Source organism: Streptomyces sp. NPDC019937, assembly GCF_040631655.1.
Lineage (GTDB): Bacteria > Actinomycetota > Actinomycetes > Streptomycetales > Streptomycetaceae > Streptomyces.
The window spans coordinates 25,746-50,092 of sequence record NZ_JBEYAL010000016.1 but is presented as its reverse complement, the minus strand read 5'-3'; the positions used below and the strand labels follow the sequence as shown (position 1 = coordinate 50,092).

General features: G+C 70.8%; 21 protein-coding genes, 1 pseudogene and 1 riboswitch. Of the genes and pseudogenes, 12 read left to right on the top strand and 10 right to left on the bottom strand.

Annotation, left to right across the window (positions count from 1 at the left end; all coding sequences use genetic code 11):
* Positions 1-77: 77 nt before the first annotated feature.
* On the top strand, positions 78-278 hold the full coding sequence (locus ABZ562_RS18010) for a DUF4236 domain-containing protein (RefSeq protein WP_361480016.1): 201 nt from the start codon (positions 78-80) through the stop codon (positions 276-278).
* A gap of 13 nt (positions 279-291) precedes the next feature.
* On the opposite strand, the gene ABZ562_RS18005 is transcribed toward ABZ562_RS18010, so the two are convergent.
* A complete protein-coding gene (locus tag ABZ562_RS18005; protein WP_361480013.1) occupies positions 292-1,554 on the bottom strand; it encodes an MFS transporter in 1,263 nt (420 codons plus the stop codon).
* An 80-nt stretch (positions 1,555-1,634) separates the two neighbouring features.
* Between ABZ562_RS18005 and ABZ562_RS18000 the strand changes: the two genes are divergently transcribed.
* Positions 1,635-2,534, top strand: a complete 900-nt coding sequence (locus tag ABZ562_RS18000; RefSeq protein ID WP_361480010.1) for a LysR family transcriptional regulator — start codon at positions 1,635-1,637, stop codon at positions 2,532-2,534.
* 27 nt (positions 2,535-2,561) lie between these two features.
* Here ABZ562_RS18000 and ABZ562_RS17995 read toward each other — a convergent pair whose 3' ends face one another.
* The 5 genes from ABZ562_RS17995 to ABZ562_RS17975 form a co-directional block, all read right to left on the bottom strand.
* Positions 2,562-2,918 (bottom strand): CU044_2847 family protein, encoded by a 357-nt coding sequence (locus tag ABZ562_RS17995; RefSeq protein ID WP_361480007.1) that lies wholly within the window; start codon positions 2,916-2,918, stop codon positions 2,562-2,564.
* A 6-nt stretch (positions 2,919-2,924) separates the two neighbouring features.
* Positions 2,925-6,521 carry a trypsin-like peptidase domain-containing protein gene (locus tag ABZ562_RS17990; protein ID WP_361480004.1) on the bottom strand — a complete coding sequence of 1,199 codons (3,597 nt, stop codon included), beginning with the start codon at positions 6,519-6,521 and terminating at the stop codon, positions 2,925-2,927.
* Between the two features lie 177 nt (positions 6,522-6,698).
* A complete protein-coding gene (locus tag ABZ562_RS17985; protein ID WP_361480001.1) occupies positions 6,699-7,577 on the bottom strand; it encodes a geranyl diphosphate 2-C-methyltransferase in 879 nt (292 codons plus the stop codon).
* An 18-nt stretch (positions 7,578-7,595) separates the two neighbouring features.
* A complete protein-coding gene (locus ABZ562_RS17980) occupies positions 7,596-8,738 on the bottom strand; it encodes a family 2 encapsulin nanocompartment cargo protein terpene cyclase (RefSeq protein WP_361479998.1) in 1,143 nt (380 codons plus the stop codon).
* Between the two features lie 123 nt (positions 8,739-8,861).
* Entirely contained in the window at positions 8,862-10,271 is a 1,410-nt protein-coding gene (locus ABZ562_RS17975; protein WP_361479995.1) for a family 2B encapsulin nanocompartment shell protein, read from the bottom strand.
* Between the two features lie 404 nt (positions 10,272-10,675).
* On the opposite strand from ABZ562_RS17975, the gene ABZ562_RS17970 reads away from it, so the two are divergent.
* From ABZ562_RS17970 to ABZ562_RS17960, 3 genes and pseudogenes are all read left to right on the top strand, one after another.
* Positions 10,676-11,635: a chlorophyllase gene (locus ABZ562_RS17970; protein WP_361479992.1), complete on the top strand. Its 960-nt coding sequence runs from the start codon at positions 10,676-10,678 to the stop codon at positions 11,633-11,635.
* A gap of 379 nt (positions 11,636-12,014) precedes the next feature.
* Positions 12,015-12,137: pseudogene (locus tag ABZ562_RS17965) on the top strand (dipeptide/oligopeptide/nickel ABC transporter ATP-binding protein); the annotation flags it as partial.
* 53 nt (positions 12,138-12,190) lie between these two features.
* Positions 12,191-13,237, top strand: a complete 1,047-nt coding sequence (locus ABZ562_RS17960) for an LLM class flavin-dependent oxidoreductase (protein ID WP_361479990.1) — start codon at positions 12,191-12,193, stop codon at positions 13,235-13,237.
* Here the strand turns inward: ABZ562_RS17960 and ABZ562_RS17955 are convergent, their stop codons facing one another.
* Complete coding sequence (locus ABZ562_RS17955; RefSeq protein ID WP_361479987.1) at positions 13,238-14,527, bottom strand: MFS transporter; 1,290 nt, start codon at positions 14,525-14,527, stop codon at positions 13,238-13,240.
* A 66-nt stretch (positions 14,528-14,593) separates the two neighbouring features.
* Complete coding sequence (locus tag ABZ562_RS17950) at positions 14,594-16,567, bottom strand: amino acid transporter (RefSeq protein WP_361479984.1); 1,974 nt, start codon at positions 16,565-16,567, stop codon at positions 14,594-14,596.
* A gap of 145 nt (positions 16,568-16,712) precedes the next feature.
* Positions 16,713-16,854: riboswitch (cobalamin riboswitch) on the top strand.
* Between the two features lie 36 nt (positions 16,855-16,890).
* Between ABZ562_RS17950 and ABZ562_RS17945 the strand changes: the two genes are divergently transcribed.
* The 3 genes from ABZ562_RS17945 (at position 16,891) to cobF (ending at position 18,773) form a co-directional block, all read left to right on the top strand.
* The gene (locus ABZ562_RS17945) at positions 16,891-17,112 is read left to right on the top strand and encodes a CbtB-domain containing protein (protein ID WP_361479981.1); all 222 of its coding nucleotides are present in this window, start codon (positions 16,891-16,893) and stop codon (positions 17,110-17,112) included.
* A gap of 20 nt (positions 17,113-17,132) precedes the next feature.
* Positions 17,133-17,888 (top strand): CbtA family protein, encoded by a 756-nt coding sequence (locus ABZ562_RS17940; protein ID WP_361479979.1) that lies wholly within the window; start codon positions 17,133-17,135, stop codon positions 17,886-17,888.
* Between the two features lie 111 nt (positions 17,889-17,999).
* Positions 18,000-18,773 carry a precorrin-6A synthase (deacetylating) gene (gene cobF, locus ABZ562_RS17935; protein WP_361479976.1) on the top strand — a complete coding sequence of 258 codons (774 nt, stop codon included), beginning with the start codon at positions 18,000-18,002 and terminating at the stop codon, positions 18,771-18,773.
* Between the two features lie 95 nt (positions 18,774-18,868).
* On the opposite strand, the gene ABZ562_RS17930 is transcribed toward cobF, so the two are convergent.
* Together ABZ562_RS17930 and ABZ562_RS17925 are read right to left on the bottom strand one after the other, a co-directional pair.
* A complete protein-coding gene (locus tag ABZ562_RS17930; RefSeq protein ID WP_361479973.1) occupies positions 18,869-19,852 on the bottom strand; it encodes a peptidase in 984 nt (327 codons plus the stop codon).
* Positions 19,853-20,025: 173 nt separating this feature from the next.
* A complete protein-coding gene (locus ABZ562_RS17925) occupies positions 20,026-20,151 on the bottom strand; it encodes a hypothetical protein (protein WP_361479970.1) in 126 nt (41 codons plus the stop codon).
* Here ABZ562_RS17925 and ABZ562_RS17920 point away from each other — a divergent pair.
* The 4 genes from ABZ562_RS17920 to ABZ562_RS17905 all read left to right on the top strand — a co-directional run bounded on the left by ABZ562_RS17920 (position 20,142) and on the right by ABZ562_RS17905 (position 24,249).
* Complete coding sequence (locus ABZ562_RS17920) at positions 20,142-20,270, top strand: hypothetical protein (protein WP_361479967.1); 129 nt, start codon at positions 20,142-20,144, stop codon at positions 20,268-20,270. The genes ABZ562_RS17925 and ABZ562_RS17920 overlap by 10 nt on opposite strands.
* Before the next feature lie 174 nt (positions 20,271-20,444).
* Positions 20,445-20,927 carry a molybdopterin-dependent oxidoreductase gene (locus tag ABZ562_RS17915; protein WP_361479964.1) on the top strand — a complete coding sequence of 161 codons (483 nt, stop codon included), beginning with the start codon at positions 20,445-20,447 and terminating at the stop codon, positions 20,925-20,927.
* Positions 20,928-21,151: 224 nt separating this feature from the next.
* A complete protein-coding gene (locus ABZ562_RS17910) occupies positions 21,152-21,706 on the top strand; it encodes a gamma-glutamyl-gamma-aminobutyrate hydrolase family protein (protein ID WP_361479961.1) in 555 nt (184 codons plus the stop codon).
* A gap of 122 nt (positions 21,707-21,828) precedes the next feature.
* The gene (locus ABZ562_RS17905; protein ID WP_361479958.1) at positions 21,829-24,249 is read left to right on the top strand and encodes an Orn/Lys/Arg decarboxylase N-terminal domain-containing protein; all 2,421 of its coding nucleotides are present in this window, start codon (positions 21,829-21,831) and stop codon (positions 24,247-24,249) included.
* Positions 24,250-24,347: the final 98 nt, after the last annotated feature.

The following is a 24,347-nucleotide window of genomic DNA, read 5'->3' as shown; positions in this document are numbered from 1 at the left end:
CCGAAGCGTCTCCGGGAGGCCGGGCCGCGTACGAACGCGCGTGCGGGGAACGCGAAGAACCGAGGAAAGGAGTTACCGTGCCCGTCACCTTCCGCAAGAGCTTCCGCATACTTCCCGGCGTCCGGCTCAACATCAACCGCAAGTCCGTCTCCGTCACGCTCGGAAAGGGCGACGCCAAGCGCACCTACTCCTCCACCGGCCGCAGGACGACCTCGATGGACCTGCCCGGACCCTTCGGCTACCGCAAGACCACCACCAAGAGCACCTCACGCCACTGACGACTCCCGATGTTCAGCAGGTCTCGCCCGCCGGAGCCGGGGTAACCCGCTGGGCGGTCTCGTGGATGCGCTCGTGCCGGGCGAGCGGGCCGACCAGCCCGATCAGGACGGCCGCCGCCGCGAAGGCGCCGTCCACGCCGACCACTTGGGAGACCACGCCCACGGCCACGGCGCCGATCCCGGTGCCCGCGTCGTAGGCCATGTTCCACACCGCGCTGGCCACGCCATGCCCCTGCGGGCCCGCCCGGTGGAACATCATCACCAGAGTGTCGTTCTGCAGGGCACCGAAACCCAGCCCGTACAGCCCTGCCGCCACCGAGGCGAGCACAGCGGGGGCGGGCAGACCGGCAGCCGCCCCGGCAACCCCCGCCGTGCCGAGCGCACAGGCCAGCACCCCGGGCACCAGCAGCCGCCCCGATCCGGCGCGGTCGTTGAACGCCCCGGCTGCCCAGCGGCCCACGATCACCGCCGCGGACAGCACGAACAGCGCGGCCGGGGCGGTCGCGTCCCCCTCCAGGGTGAGTGGGAGGAAGGAGGCCATCCCGCCCAGAGCACACGCGGAGACGATGAGCATCGCCCACGGCCCGGCCAGCGGGCGCAGACCCCCAGGGGTATGGCTCGTACCGCCCTGCCCCGAGGACTCTCGTCCAGACGACGTCTCCTCACCCACCCGCTCGCCCGACATCAGCCCGGTCAGGGGAGCCGCCAGCACGCTCACGGCTCCGGTGACGACGAAGACGGCGGTGAAGCCGAACTGCTGGGCACACCACACCCCCGCCGGCAGACAGACGACCTGCGGCAGACCCACGGCGATGCCGTACCGGCCCACCGCCCGGCCGCGCCGGCCCGGCGGCACCAGCTCGGCCACCAGGGCGCTGCCGGCCACCGTGATCATGCCGAAGCCCACACCCCGCACCGCCGAGACGGCAAGGACCCATTCCAGGCCGGAGGAGACGGGATAAGCGAAGGTGGGCAGTCCCAGCAGCAGGGCCCCGGCGGCCAGGATCCGGCGCAGTCCGTATCGGCGCAGCAGGCGGCCCATCACCAGCTGGATGCCCACCGTGGTGGCCATGGTCACTCCGGTGGCCGCACCCACCCCGCCGAGTCCGGAGCCGCCCTCGGCCGACCACAGGGAGACCACCGACAGCAGTGGCGCGTAATTGGAGAAGGTCCCCAGCGTGGCGACGAGCAGCAGGAGGAAGTCCCGCCCCGCCAGCCCGGTGGGGGAGCGCCGTTGCGTCGGGTCGGTCCGGCGCGGAAAGGTGAAGAGGGCCATGACTCAACTTGTAGGCCGCCCCGGCCCATCGGGTCCAACGAACATCTCCGATCCAAACCATCACTGATTGCGATGAGTTAATGGAGCTGAAGCACCTCGCGACGTTCCTTGCCGTCGCCCGCCACATGAGCTTCACCCGAGCCGCCCAGGAGCTGGACTACGTCCAGTCAAGCGTCACCGCACACATCAAAGCCCTCGAGCAGGACTTGGGCGCCGCACTCTTCGAACGCCTGGGGCGGCGCATCGCCCTCACCCATGCCGGCCGCGAGCTGCTTCCCCACGCCCGGCAACTCGCCCTCCAGGCGGAACAGGCCCGCCAGGCCGTCCAAGGTGCCAGTGGCGATCCCCGCAGCATCCGCGGCACCCTGCGCATCGCCGCCCCCGAAAGCCTGTGCGCCCACCTTCTGCCGCCGGTGCTCCGCGCCCTGATGGACCACTTCCCCCACCTTCGTGTGGTCTTCGGCCCCGCCGGCCGAAACACCCTGCTGACCTCCCTGAACGACGGGACCCTGGACGCCGGGTTCCTCCTCGAAGAACACATCCAAGCCCCCATGGCCACCACCGAACTCCTCGCCCGGCAACCCCTGCAACTGATCGCCCACCCCGGCCACCCGCTCCTGCACCGCGACCACGTCGACACCACCGACCTCGCCGACGAAACCCTGCTCCTCATCGAGTCCGGATGCGCCCAACGCGATGTCATGGAACGCGAATTGGGAAACGCGGCCATCCACCCCACCACCATGGAGTTCGTGAGCGTGGAAGCACTCAAACGCTGCGCTGCGGCAGGGCTGGGCGTCGCCCTGCTCCCCGCGGCCGCCGTTGCCGACGAACTCGCCCGCGGCGAAGTGGCACTTCTGCCCTGGACCAGCGAACCCGTCCTCGGCATCCACTATCTGCGCCACAAGGACCGCCTGCCCAGCACCGTTCTCAGCACCCTGGCCGACCTCGCCCGGCACCACTGGACAGCGCACAGCTGAGACCGCGATCAGAGCCGCAGGTACCTCTCACGGTCCGAGGTCGTCGCCCCGCTGCCAGGTCAGTCTGACCGTGAAGTTTCCCTCGGCCGCCGTCTTGGCGATAACCGCTCCGGCCTCGGCGTTGATCTTCACGCCGAGTTCCACCTCGACCGTGCTCGGTGGGCTGGGAAGCAGCGTCAGCCGGTCCAGAAGTGCCGCGGCCGCCGCCCGCACCTGGTCGAAGCTCTCGCTCAGCGTCCGCGCGGCGGTTCCCGCGACCTCGCCCGGCCGGGCGGCGCGCACGATGCCGGAGGTGACTCGCTCGACCTCCATCATCACCCGACCGTCGCCGCTGGAGTCCTCGGAGTCGTTCAACGGCACCCAGATGAGCTGCGTCTCGGCCATGTGTCTCTACCCTTTCTTCGGGCACAACGCTTCCCGGTACGCACCGGGAGGCAGTTTCTCGCGGGCGGCCTGCGGCAGCGTCTCGTCGCCGAGGATGCCGCACAGGTGCGCCATCCACCGCTTGGCCTCGGCAGCGGACGGGGTGTTGGCAGGTGTCCCGGTGGATCCGGGCAGCCGGTGCAGCGGGCCGCCCTTGCCGCGGCCGACGACGGCGAGCAGGCCGTTCGCGGACAGGATCGCGGACGGGGCGCCGTCCGGGCCGAGCAGGTCGATCTTCCATGGGCTCTCGACCCTGGTGACGAAGTCATCGTCGGCGGAGCCGGCCGAGGAGCCGGGGGAGGACGAGACGGACCCGGTGGAGGTCCCGCCGTAGACCAGAATGCTCGAGCCGCCGGCGGACACGGTGACCCCGTTCGGCAACTCCTGCTGAGAGGACCGCTCCCGTCGGAGGAGCTTTCCGCCCGGCAGTTGGTAGACGGACAGCCGATGTTCGGCTTTCAGATCGCTGATACGGGTCTCCGCGACGATCGCCCGGGTGAGGTCCGGACTCACGTCCGCCACCGCGAGGTTCTTGTCCGAGTTCTTGAAGGCGAACAATTCCTTCCCGCGCGGTGACGCCCCGCTCAGGTCCCACTGCTTCACCGAGGTGGTCGACTCCAGATACGACCCCTTCACCGCCGCCTCGGCCAGCGTGATGAGGCGTTTCCCGCCGCTGTCCAGCCACAGCGTGCTGACCGACTCCGGCAGGCCGGGCATGATCTTCTTGATTCGGCCGGTGGCGGTGTCCCAGAGCACGAGCCGTCCGCCTTCGCCGAGGAGACCGGTCTGGCCCAGCAGCACCGAACCGTCGGGGGAGAAGGCCAGCCGCGCGTACGTCGTCGGCATCGTCAGGCCGGGGATATCGGGGAGTTCCAGGTCGGGTATTCCAAGGCCGGGAAATTCCGGTAACTCCTGCGACTCGTCAGAAAAGGGATCGCCCTTCTCGGGGCGCTCGAGGGTTCGGGTCTTGTCGGTCCGTACCTCGTACAGGCGTACCGGAAGGCCTCGCGGGTCCGCCGACGGGGTCGACGGCATGGCGCCGGGAGTGAAGGAGAGCGGTGCCTTGACCATGGCGACCAGGGAGCCGTCCGGGCTGACCGCCGTGGTGTCCACCTCGCGGCCGACCGGCAGCCGGCGCGGCTTCTTCCCGTCGGTACGCTCCAGCACGATCGCCTTGCCGGCGGCGTCCCGTGCGACGATCACCCGCCCCTCGGCGTCGGTGAGGGAAGAGTCCTGCAGGGGGCCCATCACCGTCGACTCCGTGAGGAGCGCGTTCGCCGATGTGTACCGCGGGGCGAGCAGGTCGGCGAACCCGTACCGTGCGTACATCTCAGCGAGGCGCGCCCGGGTTTGCCCGGTGTCCTGGGTGCGGTAGGCGCGCAGGGCCAGCAGCAGTGCCGTGTACGCGGCCCCGGTGTCGCCGGCGGAGTTCTCGGCGTCGCGCGACTGCTGTAGCAGGACCCGGGATGCCTGGGTGGCCGATTTCCTGCCGGCGTCGTGCTGCCGGGCCCGGACCGTCAGCCCCACGGCCCCTCCGACGAGGCCGAGCGCGACGACGATGGCGATGACCGCCATGAGGCGGCGGCGCGCGCCGCGGAGGCTCGTGTCGATGTACTCCGTCTCCGCCGGGAGCAGTTCGTCCCCTCGGCGCGCGCGCCACTCCCGGGCGTCCCGCAGATCCGCCCCGCGCAGCAGTCGGCCCCGGGGGCGCCGGTCGGTGGTCCACTGGGCGATCCGCCGTCGCAGGTCCTCCTGCCATACGCGGAAGTCGCGGTCGGCCTCGAAGAAGGCGCGCAGCCGGCCCCAGTGCGTCAGCAGCGTCTCATGGGCGAGTTCCACCGTCTCCTCGGGCGACCCGTCGCCGGAGCGGTACTCTTCGCCGGGCACGACCAGGCGGGTGGTCATCAGCCGCTGGGCGATCCGCCACTGCTGAGGGGGCAGTTCGGAGCGGGTCAGAGTGCGGCGGCTGGGCGCGACCCGGCCGTCGCCAGGGTGGATGAGCTGAACGAGCAGCGCGCGGGCGGCACGGTGCTCCTCCTCGGTCAGGGCTCCGGTCCAGATCTGTTCCGCGTGGGTGACCAGTGCGTCGTTGACGCGGCCCAGGGACTCGTATGTGGCGTGCCCGATGATGCCCGTGCCGTCTTGTTGCTGGAGTTCCCACAGCTTGGTGAGGGTGAATTCCAGCAGTGGCAGCCGGCCCGGGTCGCTACCGAGGTCACCCAGGATCCGGTCCACCAGTCCCGGTTCATAGCGGACGCCGGTGTGGTGCAGCGGCCGCTCGATGGCCGCGCGCAGCTCCTCGTCGGACATCGCGCCCACCGTGAACAGCCGGTCGCCGGCGAACAGCGGCGCGAGCCCGGGGTGGTTGAGGGCGGGAGTGAGGAAGTCGGCGCGCAAAGTCGTCGCGATCTGAAGCCGCGACCCGGGATGCAGAGCGTGTCCGAGCGCGCCCGCCAGGGCGTCCAGCTCCGTCTGTTCCGTGCCGATGAGCGCTTCTTCGAACTGGTCGGCGACCACCAGCATCCGGTCCCTGCCCTGGCGGGCGAGCAGCCGGTCGACGACCGGGGGCAGGTGGCCCGCGCGCAGCAGGTCCGTCAGGCCGGGCAGCTCGGCCAGGCGCGCGGTCTCGGTCAGGTCTGGTTCGAGGCGCGGGAGCAGGGCGAGGGCCAGGGCGGCGAGCGGGCTGTGGCCCACTTGTCCGGGCCGGAAGACCACGATTTCCAGGTCCCGGCGGTCGCGCAGCCGGGGCAGCGCTCCGGCGTGCAGCAAGGAGGACTTGCCGCAGCCGGACGGGCCGACCAGGCTGACCGCCGGGGCGTAACCGAGCAGGTCGACGATGCGCCGGGCCGGCTCCTCGCGACCGTGGAACAGCCGGGCGTCACGCTCCTCGAAGGGGTCCAGGGCTCGGAACGGGCAGGCCGGGAGCGCCCTTGCGCCCAGAGTCGACGAGCTCTCTCGCAGCGTCTGCGTCGGGATGAGGTACGCCGTGCGGGCGCCCTTGGCGTCGTAGGCGGCGACGACCATCCCGACCACGCCGCCTTCGGCCACATCCCAGACCGGAGCGCCGGAGAAGCCGCGCTGGACGCGGTGCTCGCTGGACGGGTCGGTCTCGTATTGCAACCAGCCGGCGCCGGTTCGTCCGCGTAACCAGCCGACGCTCCACACACCGTCGTCGTGGGCCTCGGGGAAGCCGAAGGTGCGTACCCGGCGTTCCGGTTCGGCCACGTCTTCCACGAGCCGGGCGACCGTTGCCCTGACCGGCGGATCGGCGAGCAGGCGGAGTACGGCGACATCACCGGATCTGTCGGCCCGGGCCGGGCTCCAGGACTCGATCCGCACCTCCATGTGCCGACCGGGCTCGGCGAGCGGGAAGTCGACCCATAAGCGCCCCCGCGGCGCCTCCGTGAACTCCTCGAATGGCGCGCCCATGGCTCTGGCCACTACATGGGCGCAGGTGATCACTTCACGGTGTCCGGTGAGGAACCCGGCTCCCTGCGGCCACCCGTCGGCGTCGAGGATCCTCACCACCGAGGCGTCACTCGGCGCGGCTCTGTCCTGTGTCATGAGGCCCCCGAACATCCCCGCACACTGCTTTATCAAGCGATTGGACGGGACAAGTGTGGCTGTCGCCAGCTTGATACGGCAATCGCATTGACGGTGACGGGCGAAGAAGGGGGCGACGAACACGACAGGCAGCGGGCTGAAAAGGGCCGGGAGCGGCCTTTCTCAGCCCGCATGCGGTCAGACGCGGTCGGCCGCGATCAGGAGGTACTGGAAGGAGCCGTCCTTGTAGGAGTTGATGAACGCTTCCTCGATGCCGGTGACCAGCGAGGACGTGGCCCGCAGCTCCCAGTACGGCAGGGTCGCGGCGGTCAGGTCGATGACGGCCTGCGGTACGAGGCGATTGTCGGCCATGGCGCGCAGGTACTCCCGCCGGGAGTGGATGTTGCACTCGAAGTGCGCGTTGATCTGGGACACCCACTTCGAGGGCTGGCCGTAACGCGGGTTCCAGCAACCGGTGATGGTCACGTAGCGGCCACCGACCGCCAGGATGCGGGAGTGCTCGGCGAAGAGGTCGTGCAGGTCGACGTACATGGTCGACTCGTTGTTCCAGGAGGCCGCTGCCTGCCCGGTCTCGAAGGGCATACCGAGCATGTTGCACACGTGGGCGCGGACGTGGTCCTCGATCCTGAGTTCGCGTGCCCGCCGGTTGGCGAAGTCGGCCTGCTTGGCCGACAGCGTGACGCCGTCGACCTTGCATCCGAAACGCTGGTGGGCCATGACCATCGAGCCGCCGCGGCCGCATCCGGCGTCCACGAGCCGGTCGCCGCGCTCGATGGGGCCGAGGTGGTCCAGGAGAAGTTCGGCCTGTGCCGACTCCAGGCGGTGCAGCTCGGCGATCAGCTTCTTCTCGTACTCGCTGTCGGCGCTGTCCCCGAGGGCGGTGTGGTCGACGTCGCCGATGCCGTAGTGGTGGTGGTACAGGCCGTCCACATCGCCGAGGCGCAGATTCACGGGCCTGGCCTCACCATCCCAGTAGCGGGCGATGTCCCCCTGGTAGGGCGTCGCCGGGGTGGGGATGAACGGGGAGCCGGCGGTGGTGAATTCGGTGCTGGTCATGGCTGAGTCCATTTCTCGTTACCAGAAGTCGGGCAGGCTGTAGCGGTAGGTATTGGTCTGGTGCCAGTAGTGGTTGCCGTCGACCCACGCGGCCACGCCCCGCAGAAAGCGCTGCACCGGCGGGACGGGACAGGCGGCGGCCACGGCCGCGGCTTCGGACTCGAAGTCGTGCATGAGGTCGTTGTGGACCTCGACCGCCTTCAGATAGGCCTCGCGGTCGGAGACGCCCTCACGTTCGGCGATGACCACGGGCAGGTTCAGGTGCCGGCCGGGGCCGGCGAGTTCCTTGGTGTACGAGTACAGGTCGTTCACGATGGTGGTGGCGTTTCCGGCGAGCGCGATGACCCGCTGCATTTCGGGCCGGGCGTGCAGGTCCGCCGGTAGTTCGTAGCCGCCGACGGTGTCGGTGATGGTGGGGCAGGGCCGGAAGTTGTTGAACTGGCGCATCGCCAGGTATTCCCACACCTCGGGGACGTGGTCCGTCTGGGCCCAGGCGGCCTCGGCGAGGTACCCCATGTGCAGACGGGCCATGTCGTGCCGGTACCGGTCGGCCTGGGAGGGGCTGGCCCCTTGGACGAAGTACTCCATGGCCGAGCGGTAGGCGCGCCGGGGCGCGTCCGAGTGGAGCGACTCCGCCCACTGCGGCTGGTACTCCTTCGAGGTGTGCAACGGATCGAGGGCGGTGTGCGCCAGCAGCAGGCGACCGCCGAGGCCGATGGGCGAGCCGCCGTGGTCCTCGCAGTAGCAGTCGTCCACCGCGTTCTCGGCGACCATCAGGCGCGTTGCGAGCATCAGATGGTCGACGGTGGGCGCGTCCGGGTGGCAGGCGACCATGTAGCGACCGACGGAGAAGCCGTCGAACTGGTCCTCCCAGTCCTCGGGATACAGATCGACCTCGTCCAGCGCCCAGGCCTTGATCCGGCGGCTGACCTCCTCCACGCGCGCGGGGTCGGGCTCCGGCACCGGGTGGTAGTAGAGGCCCGGGACCGGGACGCCTTCCGCGGGCTCCTCCGGCGGCGTCGGCGGAGCCGGCGGCTGCTCGCGCCGGGCCGGGTGGAGGCTCGCCGTGCCCAGGCCGCTCGGGCCGCGCAGGATCCGTTCCAGGTCGGCGGATGGCGGGGCGGGCAGTGAAGTCGCGGGGGGAATCTCAGGCGCAGGCATCCATGGCTCCTCGGTGGGTGGGGGCTGTCCCGGACGGACCCCGGGCACGCTCGGCCCGCCCGGAGACGGCCGGGCGCCCGGAGAGGGGGGCCGGGCCGTCGTCGTCGCCCGGCGGGGGAGGCCCTAGGGGGTGCGGGCGATCTGCACGTTCTCCAGTACACCGAGGGCGTCCGGCACCAGGATGGCGGCGGAGTAGTAGGCGCTGACGAGGTAGGAGATGATCGCCTTCTCGTCGATGCCCATGAAACGCACCGACAGCCCCGGTTCGTACTCCTCCGGCAGACCGGTCTGCCGCAGACCGATGACCCCCTGGTTGTCCTCGCCGGTGCGCATGACGAGGACGGAGCTGGTGTTCTCCTTGGTGATGGGGATCTTGTTGCAGGGCAGGATCGGAACGCCGCGCCAGGCCGGGACCTGCTGCCCGCCGAGGTCGACGTGGGTCGGATAGAGCCCGCGGGCGTTGAACTCCCGCCCGATCGCCGCGATCGTCCGGGGGTGGGCGAGGAAGAACTTGGAGCCGCGGCGGCGGCAGAGCAGCTCGTCGAGGTCGTCCGGGGTGGGCGGGCCGGAATGGGTCTGGATGCGCTGCTTGAAGTCGGCGTTGTGGAGCAGCCCGAACTCCCGGTTGTTGATCAGCTCGTGCTCCTGGCGCTCACGCAGCGCCTCGATGATGAGCCTGAGCTGCTCCTCGGTCTGGTTCATCGGCTCGTTGTAGAGGTCGGCGACCCTGGTGTGGATCCGCAGAACCGTCTGCGCCACGGAGAGTTCGTACTCGCGCGGCTTCAGCTCGTAGTCGACGAACGTGCCGGGCAGCGCGGGCTCACCCGAATGTCCGGCCGACAGGGCGATCTCGGCCTCACCGCGCCGGTTCTGCCGCTGGCCGAGACGTGAGCGGAACTCCTGGACGTGGGCCTGCAGGCTCGGTGCCGTGGACAGCACGGCGTCGAAGTCGGCGCGGGACAGAGTGAGGAGGGTGCCGGAGGTCTCGGCGGTGGCGGTGGAGTCCCACCGGGCGTCCCCGTCCAGCAGGGCGTCCTCACCGAACCGGTCGCCGTCGGCGAGAACGGCTACGGAGACCTCGTCGCCGTACTTGCCGACCGTGCTCCGGCTCACCCGGCCGTGGGCGATCATGTAGAACTGCTCGGCGGGCGCACCGCGCTCGACCAGCGTTTCACCGGGACGGAAGTCGTGCTGGACGCACCGGTCGGCGATCGCGGTCAGCACCTCCACGTCCTCGAAGCCGCGCAGCAGGGCCAGTTCGCCCAGCTCGCGGGGGATCACCCGGACCGTGGCACCGTCCTGTACGAACTCCACACGCCCGTCGCCGACGGTGTAGGTCAGCCGGCGGTTCACCCGGTAGGTGCCCCCCTTGACCTCGACCCAGGGCAGCGTCCGCAGCAGCCAGCGGGAGGTGATGCCCTGCATCTGCGGCGCGGACTTGGTCGTGGTGGCAAGGTTGCGGGCAGCCGCCGTGCTCAGGCTGGACTGCCGAGTCGGCTCCCGAGGTGTTTCCGAGCTGGTTCCAACAGTCATCGGGCGAGCTCTCCTTCGTGACGGCGGTGGCTTCGCGCGCGCAGGCGCGTCACCGGAAAAGAGAAGGGGGCGGGCGTCCGGGATCCCGTCCGGACCCGGGGAACAGTAGTGGCTGGTAGGCCACTTGGCCCGGGGAAGCCGTCAGCATTAACTCGATAAGATGATCGTGGCCTGCGTGGGGTTTGCCGGAGTGGCCGGCGGTACTCAGAAGCGATCGTCGGCGGCCCCCGATGTGCGGCGCCTCCCTCTCTACGCCTCACCGAGTGAACTCCCCTGTCTCCTGCGCCTGTTCCCAAGGCCGTTGACGAAGCGGAACGTTGCTCCGTATATTGATCCGGAACGACGCTCCGCTTTTTCTGTGGCCATGTGTGGCCATATGTCGTCATGGAAGGGAAACACGCGTCATGAGTGAACCGACGTACACAGCCGATACGTTCAGCTCCTCCGCCCCCGTCCTCTCGGTCAGCCCGGTGGTGCTGTCCGCTCCGGACCGGGCCGTGGATCTGGAGATGCGCGTCTCTGCACCGGTGACCGGGAGCGACCTGCCCGTCATCCTCCTCTCGCACGGCCAGGGCCCCTCGAACCACCTGTCCTCGCTGAACGGCTACGCCCCGCTCGCCAACTACTGGGCGGCGCACGGCTTCGTCGTCATCCAGCCCACCCATCTGAGTTCCAGGACGCTGAGCCTGGACCCCGCCACCCCCGGGGCGCCCCTGTTCTGGCGATCACGGGCCGAGGACATGAAGCGCATCCTCGACCAGCTCGATGTGATCGAGTCCGCCGTGCCGCAGCTCGCCGGGCGACTGGACCACGGCAGGGTGGCCGTGGCCGGGCACTCGATGGGCGGGCACACCGCGAGCCTGCTGCTGGGCGCCCGGCTCACCGACCCGCACGACGGTACGGAAGTGAACCTGGCCGAACCCCGCATCAAGGCAGGCGTCCTGCTCGCCGCGCCCGGCAGAGGCGGCGACGCGCTCAGCCCGTTCGCGTCAGAGAACCTTTCCTTCTTCTCGACCATGGACTTCTCCACGATGACGACCCCCGCCCTCGTGGTCGCCGGCGATAAGGACACCTCCGCCCATCTGACGGTCATGGGCCCGGACTGGCACGCCGACCCGTACACCCTCGCCCCGGGCCCCAAGACCCTGCTCACCCTGTTCGACGCGGAGCACGGGCTCGGCGGAGTCTCCGGGTATGACGTCGCCGAAACCACGGACGAGAACCCCGAGCGCGTATCCGCCGTCCAGCGGCTCACCTGGGCCTACCTCCGCACCGAGCTGTACCCGGGGGAGCCCGCTTGGCAAGCGGCGCGTGACACGCTGACGGCCGGCCCCCACCCGGTCGGGCGAGTGGAAGCCAAGTGAGCGCACCCGGTGGGCGTTCGACCCACTCCTCCCGCTGTCCCGGCGCACCGCCCTGCGGGCCGCCTGATCCGCTACGACGACCGGTTGCGGCCCCAGCCGGAGGTGGCCACGTCGTGGAGGTATGCCGCCGACGGACGGAGCATCACGCTCAGGCTGCGCGACGACGTGACCACTGTTCGACCTCTTCGAGTTCGTGATCATCGGGCCGGCACACGCTCGACGACGCGCTGGCGGGCAGGAGGCTCACCGGCATCCCCGGCGCACCGCCCGACCTGTCGCTGCCGCTCGCCGGCTGCGCGTTCGCACAGCGGTGCGCGGCGGCGGACGAGCAGTGCCGGACCGAGGTGTCGCCCCTGGCCGGCGGGGGCGTGGCCTGCTGGAACCCGTCTCGGCGCTCGACGTCTCGGTGCAGGCCCAGATCGTCAACCTCCTGGCCGACCTGCGGCGTGACCTCGGCCTGGCGCTGCTGTTCATCGCCCACGACCTGGCGGTCGTACGGCAGGGCGTCACCCGATCCCGCACCGGTGCCGCGCGGATACTGGAGACTCCTGCGGTATGACGACACACAAGCAGACGCCGGTGAGCCCGAAGCCCTTGCGGAAGCTCGGCTTCTTGACGATAGGGCTGTTCGACGAGGCCGACCCCCGCCGGGGCCATGAGTCGACACTGGAGATCATCGAACTGGGTGAACGCCTGGGATTCGACAGCGCCTGGGTGCGCCACCGGCATCTGCAATACGGCATCTCCTCGCCCGTCGCCGTCCTGGCGGCGGCGACGCAACGCACCAGCCGCATCGAGCTGGGCACAGCCGTCATACCCGTCGGATGGGAGAATCCGCTACGGCTGGCCGAAGACCTGGCGACGGTCGACATCCTGTCCCGGGGGCGCCTCAACCCGGGGGTCAGCGTCGGCCCGCCGAACCACTACGACCAGGTCAAGGGCGCCCTCTACCCGGACACGGCCGACGCCGAGGACTTCAGTCACGAGCGGGTGCGACGGCTGCTGGACTTCGTACGCGGCGAACCGGCCACCGACTTCAGCGGTGTCGAGGGCTTCGAGGTGTTCTCCGACCGTGTCCAGCCGCACGCCCCGGGCCTCGGCCGCCGCATGTGGTACGGCGGCGGCAGCCTGCGGTCGGCCCGCTGGGCCGGCGACCAGGGAATGAACCTGCTCACCAGCAGCGTCGTGAAGGCGGAGGAGTCCGAGGACTTCGCCGAGATCCAGCTGTCCCACATACGCGCCTTCCGCGCCCACCACCCCGACGGCGACCGCGCCCGGGTCTCCCAGGGGCTCGTCGTCATCCCCACCGACACCGCCTCGCCGGAGCAGCGCGCGAAATACGAGCGGTACGCCCGGAAACGGATGCCGAGGACCGCCACGCCACAGGGCCCGGCGCGCATGATGTTCGCCCCCGACCTCGTCGGCACATCGCAGGAGATCGCCGAACGGCTCGCCTCCCACGCCGCCTTCCGGGAGGTGGAGGAGGTCGCGTTCGCGCTGCCGTTCACCTTCGAGCACGAGGACTACGTCCAGATCCTCACCGACATCGCCACCAGGCTCGGCCCGGTCCTGGGCTGGCAGCCGCCCGGCCGGGCCGCCTGATCACGCGTCCGCCGCCCCGGCCGGTCCCCGGCGGCGGGGCAGCGCCGCCACCGCGAGGGCCGGGACGGCGGCGAGGACCAGCCAGGGCACGGCGGCGGGGAGACCCAGGTCGAGCAGGGAGCCGGTGGCCGAGCTGCCGATGAGGACGATCAGGCCGGATACGGACGACAGCGCCCCGGTATAGAGGCCGAGCCGTCCGTCCTCGGCGAGGTCGGGCACCCAGGCGCGGGCGGCCGGGACGACCAGCATCTGCCCCAGGGTGAGCAGGACGACGAACCCCGCCGCGGGCAGCAGTCCCGCGGCCCCCGACCACCCTGCCGGGCGGGCGGCGGCCACCACCGCGAAACCGGCCGCGACGAGCAGCAGCCCGCCCGCCATCGAGCGGCGCAGATCGAGCCGGTCGCCCGCCCAGCGGGTCACCGGCAGCTGGGCGCACACGACCAGCAGGGAGGACAGCGCGAACAGCCAGGACAGGGGAGCCTGCGACCCCGTCGCGCGCTCCACCTCCTCCGGCAGGGCGAGGTAGAGCTGGTTGTAGGCGAGCAGATAGCTGCCGTACGCGCAGCACAGGGCGAGGAAGCGGCGGTTCGCCAGCATCGCCCGCACCCCGCCCCGCTCCCGGGTGCGGGCCCGGCCGGGGATGTGCCGTGGCATCAGCCGCGCGTGCCCGGCGAGGACGAGGACGAAGACCCCCGCTCCGGCCAGGCACGCGGTGCGGAAGTCCACGACCAGCAGCAGACCGCCGAGCAGCGGCCCGACGAAGGCCCCGGCCTGCCCCGCCGCGCTGAACAGGGCCAGCACCCGGGTACGGGGACCACGGCCCTCCCGCTCCCAGATCACCGCCTGCCGGGCCACCTCGGACTCCACCGCCGGGGAGAACAGAGCGGCGGCGAAACCGATCAGCAGCACCGCGCCGACCACGGCCCAGCTCGACTCCGCGTACCCCAGCCAGGCGAACCCCGCGATCCGCAGCACGCACCCGGCCAGTACGACCGGCCGCACGCCGTGCCGGTCCACCAGCCAGCCGCCGACCACGAACAGGCCCTGCTGGCTGAAGGTCCGCAACCCCAGGACGAAGCCGACCAGCCAGCCCGCCATGCCGATCGCGGTGCCGAGGTGCTCGGCGAGGAACGGCAGCACGGCGTAGAAACCGATGTTGAAGGCGAGCTGCGTGAGGATCAGCAGCCGCAGCAGCGGTGACAGGTCCTTCCAGGTCCGTTCGCGCGGCGGCTTGGGGGCCCGGGCGGTCCGGCCGGTCCGGGTCAGGACTCGGCGGAGGGGATCGGCCATCGGGTGTCCACTCATCGCTGCCCTCCCCAACGGCGCCCGGCTCGCCACGGGGCTCCGCCCCGGCACTCAGCCGACATGAACATGAGGCCGCCGGGCCCGGTCCGGCTCGGCCTCGCGCAGCACCTCTCGCGTGACCGGAGCGACCTCTCCCTGGCCGAAGAGGAAGAACCGCAGGAACTGGGCGAAGGGGCTGCCCTCGGTCCACTCGAAGTAGATGTGCGGCCTGCACCCGGTCACATCCCGGACGTGCAGCAGCAGCGCGGCCAGCGAGTTGGGGATGCTGGAGCCGTCGAGGGTCAGGACACGGTAGCGGCCGTGCAGCACCTCGCCGTGCACGCGCAGCGCCGATTCGAAGTCGGAGGGGTCGCGGACGGTGACCTCGACGAAGACCAGGTCCTCCTCGTCCGGGATGTCGTTGTCGGCCCGGATCTGCAGGATCTTGTCGCGGTACTCGGTCGCGTCCCGGTGGTCCGGCTCGTTGGCGATGAACCGTATGCGGCGGGTGGCGCAGTCACGGACGAAACGCCGGGCCATGTCGTCCAGGTCCATGTCGGTGACCCGTAGCTCGAAAGCACGGGCGAGCCGGGACAGCAGCGACACCGCGATGATGCCCGCGATGAAACACGCGCCGATCTTCACGCCGTCGGGGCGTTCCACGACGTTGACCGCCGTGGTGTAGACGAAGACCGCGGAGATCACGCCGAAGCCGACGGTCCAGCCCCGCTGCCCGGCGCGGCGGGCGGCGATCGTGACGGCGACGGCGGCGGAGGTCATCAGGACCAGCACCCCGGTGGCGTACGCGCCGCCCTGGGCGTCCACATCGGCGTTGAAGATCCAGGTGACCAGGAAGGCGATCAGGGTGAAGACCAGCACCATGGGACGCACCGCGCGGGCCCAGTGCGGGGCCATGCCGTAGCGGGGCAGATAGCGCGGCATGAGGTTGAGCAGTCCGGCCATGGCGGAGGCGCCCGCGAACCACAGGATGCCGATGGTCGCGGCGTCGTAGACGCTGCCGAAGACGGACCCCAGATAGTGGTGCGCGAGATACGCCAGCGCTCGCCCGTTGGCCTTGCCGCCGGCCTTGAACTCGTCCTGCGGGATGAGCACGGTGGTGATGAAGCTCGTGGTGATCAGGAAGGCGCTCATGATCACGGCGGCGGTGGTGAGCAGCTTCCTGGTGTCCCGGATCCGCCCGGTGGGCCGCTCCTCGGTGTCACCCGGGTCGCCCTGCACATGAGGCATGACGGCCACGCCGGTCTCGAAGCCGGACAGGCCCAGTGCGAGTTTGGGGAACACCACCAGCGCCAGACCGACCATGACCAGCGGGTTGCTGTGCTGTTCGGTCAGCGCCCGGGACCAGTCGGTGACCACATGGGAGGCGGTGGCCACATGCCACAGCCCGACGATCACGACGACCACGTTCAGCGCCAGATAGCCGCCCACGAGCACCACCGCCACCCCGATGGCTTCCATGAAGCCCTTGAGGAAGACGGCGCCGAGCAGGGCGACCAGCCCCAGCGTGATGGCCACCTCGTGACCCTGCAGAACGCTGGTGAAGTGCGGGTTCTCCACCAGGTGGGTGGAGGCGTCGGCGGCCGAGAGGGTGATGGTGATCAAAAAGTCGGTGGCCGCGAACCCCAGCAGTGTCAGAACGAACAGCTTGCCCTGCCAGAACGACAGCAGCCGCTCCAGCATCGCGATCGACCCCTCACCATGCGGGCTCTCCTTGGCCACCCGCCGGTACACCGGCAGCGCCCCCGCCAGGGTCACCGCCACCAGCACGATGGTGGCGACGGGGGACAGCAGCCCGGCCGCGAGAGCGGCGATACCGGGCTGGTAACCGAGCGTGGAGAAGTAGTCCACACCGGTCAGGCACATCACCCGCCACCACCGCTGCCCCTTGTGTCCCTCCGGGACCTGGGCATGGGGCCCGGGCTGCTGCTTGGCCATATCGGACAGGCCCTCCAGCAGCCAGCTCCGGAGCCGACCTCCCTTGCGGGCCCCCTCCGGGCGGGTCTCCACGTCGGTGGAGGTGGCCATCACGTACTCCCGATCACATAGCGTTACAGAGCGCCGCCCAGGAACAAACGACCGAATCAGGGTAAGCGGGACCCGCGCCGAGCGTGACGGCGGCATGCCCGGCCCGAGAAACGATCAGGCCAGGTGGCCGGTCTTGGCCACGCACGTGCCGCGCGGTATCGTCGCTGCGATATCGACGACGGCAAGACGGAAGCCGGTGGGAATCCGGCACGGTCGCGCCACTGTGTGCCATCGCCTCGCGGGAGGTGGTGGTGAGTCAGACCCGTAGCAGTCGTCCTGTGCACCACCGAGATGGGACGCGAACTCCCAGAGGAGGCCCTGCCATGGCGCAGCCAGTCGCCCAGCCGACACCCGCCACCCCCGCTCTCCCCGCCCCGCTGCCGCTCAAGGCGATAGCTCCCTGGGCGGTCTTCTTCGGCATCCTGATGCTGGTCCTGCTGTACTTCGTCGGCGCCGAGCAGGGCGCCACCGCTGTCGTCTCCGGCGAGAGCGTTCACGAGTGGGTGCACGACGCCCGCCACCTGCTCGGCTTCCCCTGCCACTGAGCGAGGGACGCCACGCACTCATGAACTCCGCAACGGTAAGAAATCTCCTGGTCCGGGGCATGTTCGCGGGCCTGGGCGCCGGCCTGCTCGCGCTGATCGCCGCGTACTTCCTCGGTGAGCCGAACGTCGACAGCGCGATCAGCTTCGAGGAGGCCCACGCCCACGGGCACGAGGTCGAGCTCGTCTCCCGTAGCCTGCAGTCCACCGCGGGCCTGGCCACCGGTGTCCTGATCTACGGGGTCACCTTCGGCGGCGTCGCCGCCCTCGCCTACTGCTTCGCCCTCGGCCGCGTCGGCCGTTTCAGCCCCCGGGCCACCGCGCTGCTGCTCTCCGGCTGCGCGCTGCTCGCGGTCTACGTCGTGCCGTTCCTGAAGTACCCGGCCAACCCGCCCGCGGTCGGCAACGCCGACACCATCGGCAAACGAACGACGCTGTACTTCCTGATGATGCTGCTCAGCATCCTCCTCACGATCGGCGCCACCCTCCTGGGCAAGCGGCTCGCCCCGAAGTTCGGCACCTGGTACGCCACCGTCGCCGCGGTGGCCGCCTTCGCCGTCGCGATCGGGCTGGCGTACGCCTTCCTGCCGGTGGTCAACGAGGTGCCGGGGGGCTTCCCCGCCACCGTGCTGTGGCGGTTCCGGCTGTCCGCCCTCGCCATGCAGCTCACCCTGTGGGGCGGATTCGGGCTCATCTTCGGCGAGTTGGCCGAGCGGCTGCTGAACCCGCGGGCCGCGAAGGCCGAGGCGCCCCGCCCGATGGCGGCCGCCCCGAACTGACCCCTACCGAGGCGTACGAGGGCCCGCGGAGCCATCCGCGGGCCCTCCCGCGTTCCTCGGGCCAGGCGGACCGAGCCGCCGGCCGGGCCCCCGCCTGCGAGACTGCGTCCCATGACCACGCAGCAACGCCGGATCCTCGTCATCGGCATCGGAGCGGGTGACCCCGACTACCTGACGCTCGGGGCGGTGAAGGCGATGGGCCGCGCCGACGTCTTCTTCATCGTCGGCAAGGGGGCCGACACCTCCGCACTCACCGATCTCCGCCACCGCATGCTGGACGAGCACGCGCGGGCGCCCTACCGCGTGGTGGAGGTGGACGACCCGAGCCGCGACCGGCGCCCGATGGGGCGCGGCGACTACACGACCGCCGTCCACGACTGGCGCGCCCGTCGCGCGGACATCTTCGAAGGCCTGCTACGGGACGAGATGACGGCCGACGAGACCGCGGCGTTCCTGGTGTGGGGCGACCCGTCGCTGTACGACAGCACCCTCGGGATCCTCGCCGCCATCGAGGCACGTGGCTCCGTCTCCGTCGACGTCGAGGTCATCCCCGGCATCAGCAGCGTCTCGTCGCTCGCCGCGCGGCACCGCATCCCCCTGAACCGGGTGGGCCGGCCGCTGCACATCACCCCGGCCCGCCGGCTCTCCGACGTGGGCCGGAACGACGACGGAGACATCGTCGTGCTGCTCGACGCGCACGAGTCGTTCACCCAGGCCGGAGGCGACGTCTGGATCTACTGGGGCGCCTACCTCGGCACGCCGGACGAACTCCTGGTCGCCGGGCCGCTGCGAGAGGTGTCCGACCGCATCCGGCGGGTGCGCGCCGAGGCACGCGACCGGCATGGATGGATCATGGACACGTATCTGCTGCGCGTCGTGGAGTGACCGGGGCCGTACCGGTGTGACGGAGCCGGTGGCGGGAAGCGCGGTCTCCGCGCTTCCCGCCACCCACGCCGATGCCTTGCCCCCGCGGCCGGCCGCTAGGAAGCCTGGGCCTTGTCGTACAGGGCCTTCGCCTCGTCGCCGAAGTACGGGCCGAACATCGTGTTCGGCAGGAAGACGTAGCCGAAGCTGTTCACGGAGACCTGCAGCCCGGTGCCGGTGGCCTCACTGAAGCCGGTGAGCCAGGGGCCGCCGCTGGAGCCGCCCGTCATGTTGCAGGCCAGGCCGTGGTCCTGCGTGAGGAGGAAGTCCTTCGAGCTGTTGCCGCTGCAGTAGATGAGCTTCGTGCCGTCGTACGGCGAGGCGGCGGGGAAGCCGAAGGAGTACATCTGCTTGTTGTAGCCGCCGTTGAACTGGATTCCCTGCGCGCCGACGACCGAGGTGAGCTTCTTGCCGTTCAGCGGGGCGACGACCGCGGCGCCGATGTCGTAGTTCATGTCCTCACTCGCTTCCCACTGCGGGGTGGTGAGTGTCGTGGCCGCGGTCCACTGGCCGTACGGCGCGTTGCCGTTGTTGTAGCCGGGCACGAAGACCCAGTTGGTGTGCCAGCTGCCCTGGTACTTCACACAGTGCCCGGCTGTGATGACGGTGCTGGCGTTCTGGCTGGTCACGGCATTGCCGGTGCAGGACGCGGTACGCCCCTGGAAGGTGAAGAACACCCGGCCCGAGGTGGAGACGACGGCCCCGCTGCCGGTCCACGGACCACCGGCCTGCGGGAAGGACGCGGGGGCGGCGGTGGGGTCGACGGTCGTCGACGGCCCGCCGGCCTCGGGAGTCGTCAGGCGCTTGGCGGGCTTCCGGGTCAGCAGCACATCGAGCGGGGTGGCCGCGCGCATCCGCTCGGCGGTCCAGAAGGCGCGCGCCCTGTGCTGTTCGGCCGGCGATGCGGTGCGGGCCGCTACCGACGGCCCGGAGGCCGATGCGGGGGTTGCCGCGGTGGCCGCGCCGGTACCCAGCAGGCCGCCGCTGAACAGGGCTCCGACGGCCAGCAGAATGCCCGCGGCAGTGCGATGGCGTCTCACGCATGTCTCCTTCTGCCGTGCCCGGGCGGATTGCGTCCGGGCAGGGTGGGGGAACGAAGAGCGGTGCGGATAGACGTGCGTGAGGCAGCGTGCCACGGGAATCCTGACTTGTCAGGGGCGCGTTGAGGCATTTTCCGGCCGGACGCCGTCGGTGTGGCCGGGCACGTGGCGGTTCAGCCCTTGACCGACCCTCCGAGGATGCCGCGGAAAGGGCGCAGAACGCCCCCCGCACCCTGCGCGTCGTACGAGAAGCCGGTGAACGCCTCGGCGAAGTCCTCGCCGCCATGGTGTGCTTCCACAACCCCGGCTCATCGTGGTCGGCGGCGCCCTCGCCATCCTCCAGGACGACCTGCTCGGGGCCGGCTGTCTGCCCGTGGAACGCGCCCTGTCACCCACGGGGCTCGCGGCCTGGCCCTGACCACCGCCCCGTACCCCGGCCCCGGCGGGTATGCGGATGCCGATGCCCCTGCCGCATCTGCGAGGGATAGGCGTCCTGTGCCATCGCAAGAGCCGGACCTGTGATCGGCGAGGTTGGCATGTGCGTTTGTACGTGACGTGGCTCCGGGTACGGTCATCCGGGAGGTGGTAGCCCGTGAGTCAGTCCCGCGTCGCCGCCGGTACGGCCGCCCGCCCGATGGCGGCCCTTGTCCTCACCGGCGATCTGAACCGTCCGGCCCGGCTCACGGTGCCCGACCTGCTGGCCTGGCCCCAGCACGAGGCCGACGTCAGCTTCGAATGCGCCACCAGCGGAATCCGGCACCACCGCTTCACCGGACCACTGCTGCACGACGTGCTGGCGGCCGCTGGCCCGGGCTTCGACCCCGCCCGCCGCAAGGACCGCCTGCGCTTCCTTATCGCGGTCTCCGGCACGGACGGCCACCACGCCCTGCTGTCCTGGGGCGAGATCGACCCCGACTTCGGCCGAGCCCCCGTCCTGCTCGCGGTCCGCATCGACGACACCCCGCTCGACCGCGCGGGTCCCCAACTCGTCCTGCCCCAGGACCGCTGCGGGGCCCGGCACATCAGCGGCATCACCGCCATCCGCGTGGACGGCGGCTACAGCTCGTGGACCTGACGCCAGGCGATACCGGTACCCCAACAGTGAAGCGGGACCGGTGAGCTGGGCGAAACCGACGGGCGTCCTGGTCGTCCAGCATCTGCCGCACGAGGGCCCGTACGCCATCGGCACCGCGCCGGAGGCGGCCGGGCTGCCGGTGCGGACGTGCCGGACCTGGGCCGGGGACCCGGCCCCCGGAATCGCCGGACGGACTGGCGGCCCCGGTGGTGAGGGGCGGACCGATGGCGGCGTACGACGACTCCCCGGCAGTCCCGGCCCTCACGGCCGAGCCGGCGCTGCTGCGGGCCGCGCTGGAGGCGGAGGTCCCCGTGCTCGGGGTGTGCCTCGGCGCGCGACTGCTCGCGGTGGCGGCCGGCGCCGTGGCCCGGCCCGGCGACGGTCAGCAGATCGGCGGGGGAGCGGTACGGACGACCCCGGCCGCGCCCGCCGACCCGCTGTTGCCGCGGCACCCGAACACCTGCGCGTGCTGCACCGGCACGGCGACACCATGGACCCCGGCCGGTGCCACCCTGCTGGCCTCCTGCGACCGCTACCCGGTCCAGGCGTTCCGGACCGGCGGCTCGGCCTGGGGGCTGCGGTTCCACCTGGAGGTGGACAGCGAGGCCGTCGACGCCTTAGCCACGGCCGCCCCTGGACCCCGACGACCTGCCGGCCGAGGAGTACCTGCGCCCCGCGCTCCGCGTGACGGGCTGGGACCTGGACCGCTACGAGGACGCGCCACACCACTTCCTGGCCCGGGCGGCGCGCCACGGCTGAACCCGGGCGATGCGAGGTGATTTTCCTTCTTTCGGGTGGTCTTCCTTCGTTGTTCCGTCATGCGCGGGCCCGCCCCCGCACACTTCTGACGCTGAAGGGCTCTGACTCCGAAGAGCAGAGTCAGCAGGCTGAGGAGGGGGATATGGCGGGCAACACCGTTCTGTTCGCGGTACGGGAGCACTCCGGCGGCGACACGGCCGGGGCCGAGCAGCTCCGCAGGATCCATGAGGCCATCGAGACCGCCGGGTTCGCCGTGCGGTGGGCCGGAACAGGCGCCGAGGCCCGGACGGTGCTGCGCACCGAGGCCGGTCTGGCAGCCGCGTTGGTGGACTGGGAGCTCGACCCGGGAGGCGGTCCGGACGGCGAACCCGGCGGCGCCGCGGTGCTGCGCGACATCGGCCGGCGCTTCCAGGGCCTGCCGGTCTTCCTCAGCGCGGCCGACGAAGGCTTCGAGGACCTGCCGCTGTGGGTGTCGGAGACCGTCGTCGGGTACGTCTGGCCGGAGGAGGACACCGCCGCCTTCATCGCCGGGCGTATCTCCAGTGCCGCCCGCGCCTACCGCGAAGCCGTTCTGCCGCCGTTCTTCAAGGCGCTGCGCCGCTTCGACGATACGCACGAGTACTCCTGGCACACCCCCGCCCACGCCGGTGGCGTCGCCTTCCTCAAGTCACCGGTGGGCCGCGCCTTCCACGACTACTTCGGGGAGCGCCTGTTCCGCAGCGACCTGTCCATCTCGGTCGAGGCGCTCGGCTCCCTGTTCGAGCACACGGGGCCCATCGGCGAGGCGGAGCGGAACGCCGCCCGGGTCTTCGGCGCCGACCTCACATACTTCGTCCTCCACGGCGATTCGACCTGCGATCGCCTGGTCGGCCACTTCAGCGTGACCCGCGACGAGATCGCCCTCGTGGACCGGAACTGCCACAAGTCGGTGCTCCACGGCCTGGTCATCTCCGGCTCACGGCCGGTGTATCTGATCCCCACACGCAATGGCTACGGCCTCTCCGGGCCGCTGCCCCCGGGCGAGGTCCAGGCGGACACCGTGGCCGCCCGCGTCGGGGGAAACCCGCTGGCGCAGGGCGCGCTCTCCCCCCGGGCCCAGTACGCGGTCTTCACCAACTCCACCTACGACGGCCTGTGTTACGACGCGGTCCAGGTCGCCCGGGCGTTCTCGGCCAGCACACCCCGGGTCCACTTCGACGAGGCGTGGTTCGCCTACGCCCGCTTCCACCCCCTCTACGCCGGGCGCTACGGGATGTCGGTAGGACCCGACACCTTCCCCGGCCCGGACCGCCCCACCGTCTTCGCCACCCAGTCCACCCACAAGCTGCTGGCCGCCCTGTCGCAGAGCGCCATGGTGCACATCAAGCCCGCACCCCGGGCCCCGGTGGAGCACGACCGGTTCAACGAGGCGCTGATGATGCACGGCACCACCTCTCCGCTGTATCCGATGATCGCCTCCCTGGATGTCGCCACCGCGATGATGGACGGCCCACAAGGCCGCTGGCTGATCGACGAGGCGGTGACCGAGGCGGTCCGCTTCCGCCAGGCGGTGGTGCGGATCGGCCGTCGCGTCAAGGCCGCCGGTGACCGTCCCGCCTGGTTCTTCGGGGTCTGGCAGCCGGAGACGGTGACCGACCCGTCCAGTGGTGAGCGGCTGCCCTTCGACGAGGCCCCGGCCGAGCTGCTGCGCACGGAACCGTCGTGCTGGGAGCTGGAACCCGACGCGGATTGGCACGGATTCCCCGGGCTCGGCCAGGGCTACTGCATGCTCGACCCCCTCAAGGTCACCGTGACCTGCCCGGGAATCGACGCAAGCGGCCACATGGCCGACTGGGGCATCCCCGCCCGGGTCCTCACCTCCTACCTCGCCACCCGGAACGTGGTGGTGGAGAAGACCGACAGCTACACCACCCTGGTCCTGTTCTCCATGGGCATCACCAAGGGCAAGTGGGGCACGCTCCTGGACGCCCTGATGGACTTCAAGTCCCTCTACGACGAGGACGCGCCACTGGACCGCGTCCTGCCCGGGCTGGTCACCACCCACCCCAACCGCTACACCGGCGGGACCCTGCGCGGTCTGTGCCAGGAGATGCACGACTACCTGCGCGAGGTGGACCTGGTCCAGCTGCTGGACACCGCCTTCCAGGATCTCCCGGAGCCGGTCGCCCCTCCGCAGCTCTGCTACCAGCGACTGATCCGCGGCGGCACGGAGCGGGTGCGGCTGGCCGACGCGGCGGGCCGGGTGGCCGCGGCCATGGTCACCGTCACGCCGCCCGGTATCCCGGTGCTGATGCCCGGCGAGGGCACCGGCACCGTGAACGGTCCGCTGCTGCGCTATCTGACGGCCCTGGAGTCGTTCGACCGCCGCTTCCCCGGATTCCGCAGCGAGACCCACGGGGTGACCATCGACCCCGAGACCGGCGACTATCTGATCGAGTGTCTGACCCGGGACGAGGAAGCCCACCACGCCGCTCTGGCCGAGCCCCGCAAGATCGTCGTCCCGGCCCCGGCCCTTGCCGAGGACACCGTGCCCGCGGATACGAAAGGCCGGCCCCGGCCCTGAGAACGCTGTGCCCGAGTGGCTGAGCCGGCCGCTCGGCCCAGGGAGAAGTCCCGGCGAGCGGCCACGGACGACTCGATGCTCCGGGCGGGTGTGCCCGT

What these genes read in the sequence shown, in the direction of transcription:
- ABZ562_RS18005 (WP_361480013.1), bottom strand. Translation starts at nt 1,554, where the DNA reads ATGGCCCTCTTCACCTTTCCGCGCCGGACCGACCCGACGCAACGGCGC.
- ABZ562_RS18000 (WP_361480010.1), top strand. Translation starts at nt 1,635, where the DNA reads ATGGAGCTGAAGCACCTCGCGACGTTCCTTGCCGTCGCCCGCCACATG.
- ABZ562_RS17995 (WP_361480007.1), bottom strand. Translation starts at nt 2,918, where the DNA reads ATGGCCGAGACGCAGCTCATCTGGGTGCCGTTGAACGACTCCGAGGAC.
- ABZ562_RS17990 (WP_361480004.1), bottom strand. Translation starts at nt 6,521, where the DNA reads ATGACACAGGACAGAGCCGCGCCGAGTGACGCCTCGGTGGTGAGGATC.
- ABZ562_RS17985 (WP_361480001.1), bottom strand. Translation starts at nt 7,577, where the DNA reads ATGACCAGCACCGAATTCACCACCGCCGGCTCCCCGTTCATCCCCACC.
- ABZ562_RS17980 (WP_361479998.1), bottom strand. Translation starts at nt 8,738, where the DNA reads ATGCCTGCGCCTGAGATTCCCCCCGCGACTTCACTGCCCGCCCCGCCA.
- ABZ562_RS17975 (WP_361479995.1), bottom strand. Translation starts at nt 10,271, where the DNA reads ATGACTGTTGGAACCAGCTCGGAAACACCTCGGGAGCCGACTCGGCAG.
- ABZ562_RS17970 (WP_361479992.1), top strand. Translation starts at nt 10,676, where the DNA reads ATGAGTGAACCGACGTACACAGCCGATACGTTCAGCTCCTCCGCCCCC.
- ABZ562_RS17960 (WP_361479990.1), top strand. Translation starts at nt 12,191, where the DNA reads ATGACGACACACAAGCAGACGCCGGTGAGCCCGAAGCCCTTGCGGAAG.
- ABZ562_RS17955 (WP_361479987.1), bottom strand. Translation starts at nt 14,527, where the DNA reads ATGGCCGATCCCCTCCGCCGAGTCCTGACCCGGACCGGCCGGACCGCC.
- ABZ562_RS17950 (WP_361479984.1), bottom strand. Translation starts at nt 16,567, where the DNA reads ATGGCCACCTCCACCGACGTGGAGACCCGCCCGGAGGGGGCCCGCAAG.
- ABZ562_RS17945 (WP_361479981.1), top strand. Translation starts at nt 16,891, where the DNA reads ATGGCGCAGCCAGTCGCCCAGCCGACACCCGCCACCCCCGCTCTCCCC.
- ABZ562_RS17940 (WP_361479979.1), top strand. Translation starts at nt 17,133, where the DNA reads ATGAACTCCGCAACGGTAAGAAATCTCCTGGTCCGGGGCATGTTCGCG.
- cobF (WP_361479976.1), top strand. Translation starts at nt 18,000, where the DNA reads ATGACCACGCAGCAACGCCGGATCCTCGTCATCGGCATCGGAGCGGGT.
- ABZ562_RS17910 (WP_361479961.1), top strand. Translation starts at nt 21,152, where the DNA reads ATGGCGGCGTACGACGACTCCCCGGCAGTCCCGGCCCTCACGGCCGAG.
- ABZ562_RS17905 (WP_361479958.1), top strand. Translation starts at nt 21,829, where the DNA reads ATGGCGGGCAACACCGTTCTGTTCGCGGTACGGGAGCACTCCGGCGGC.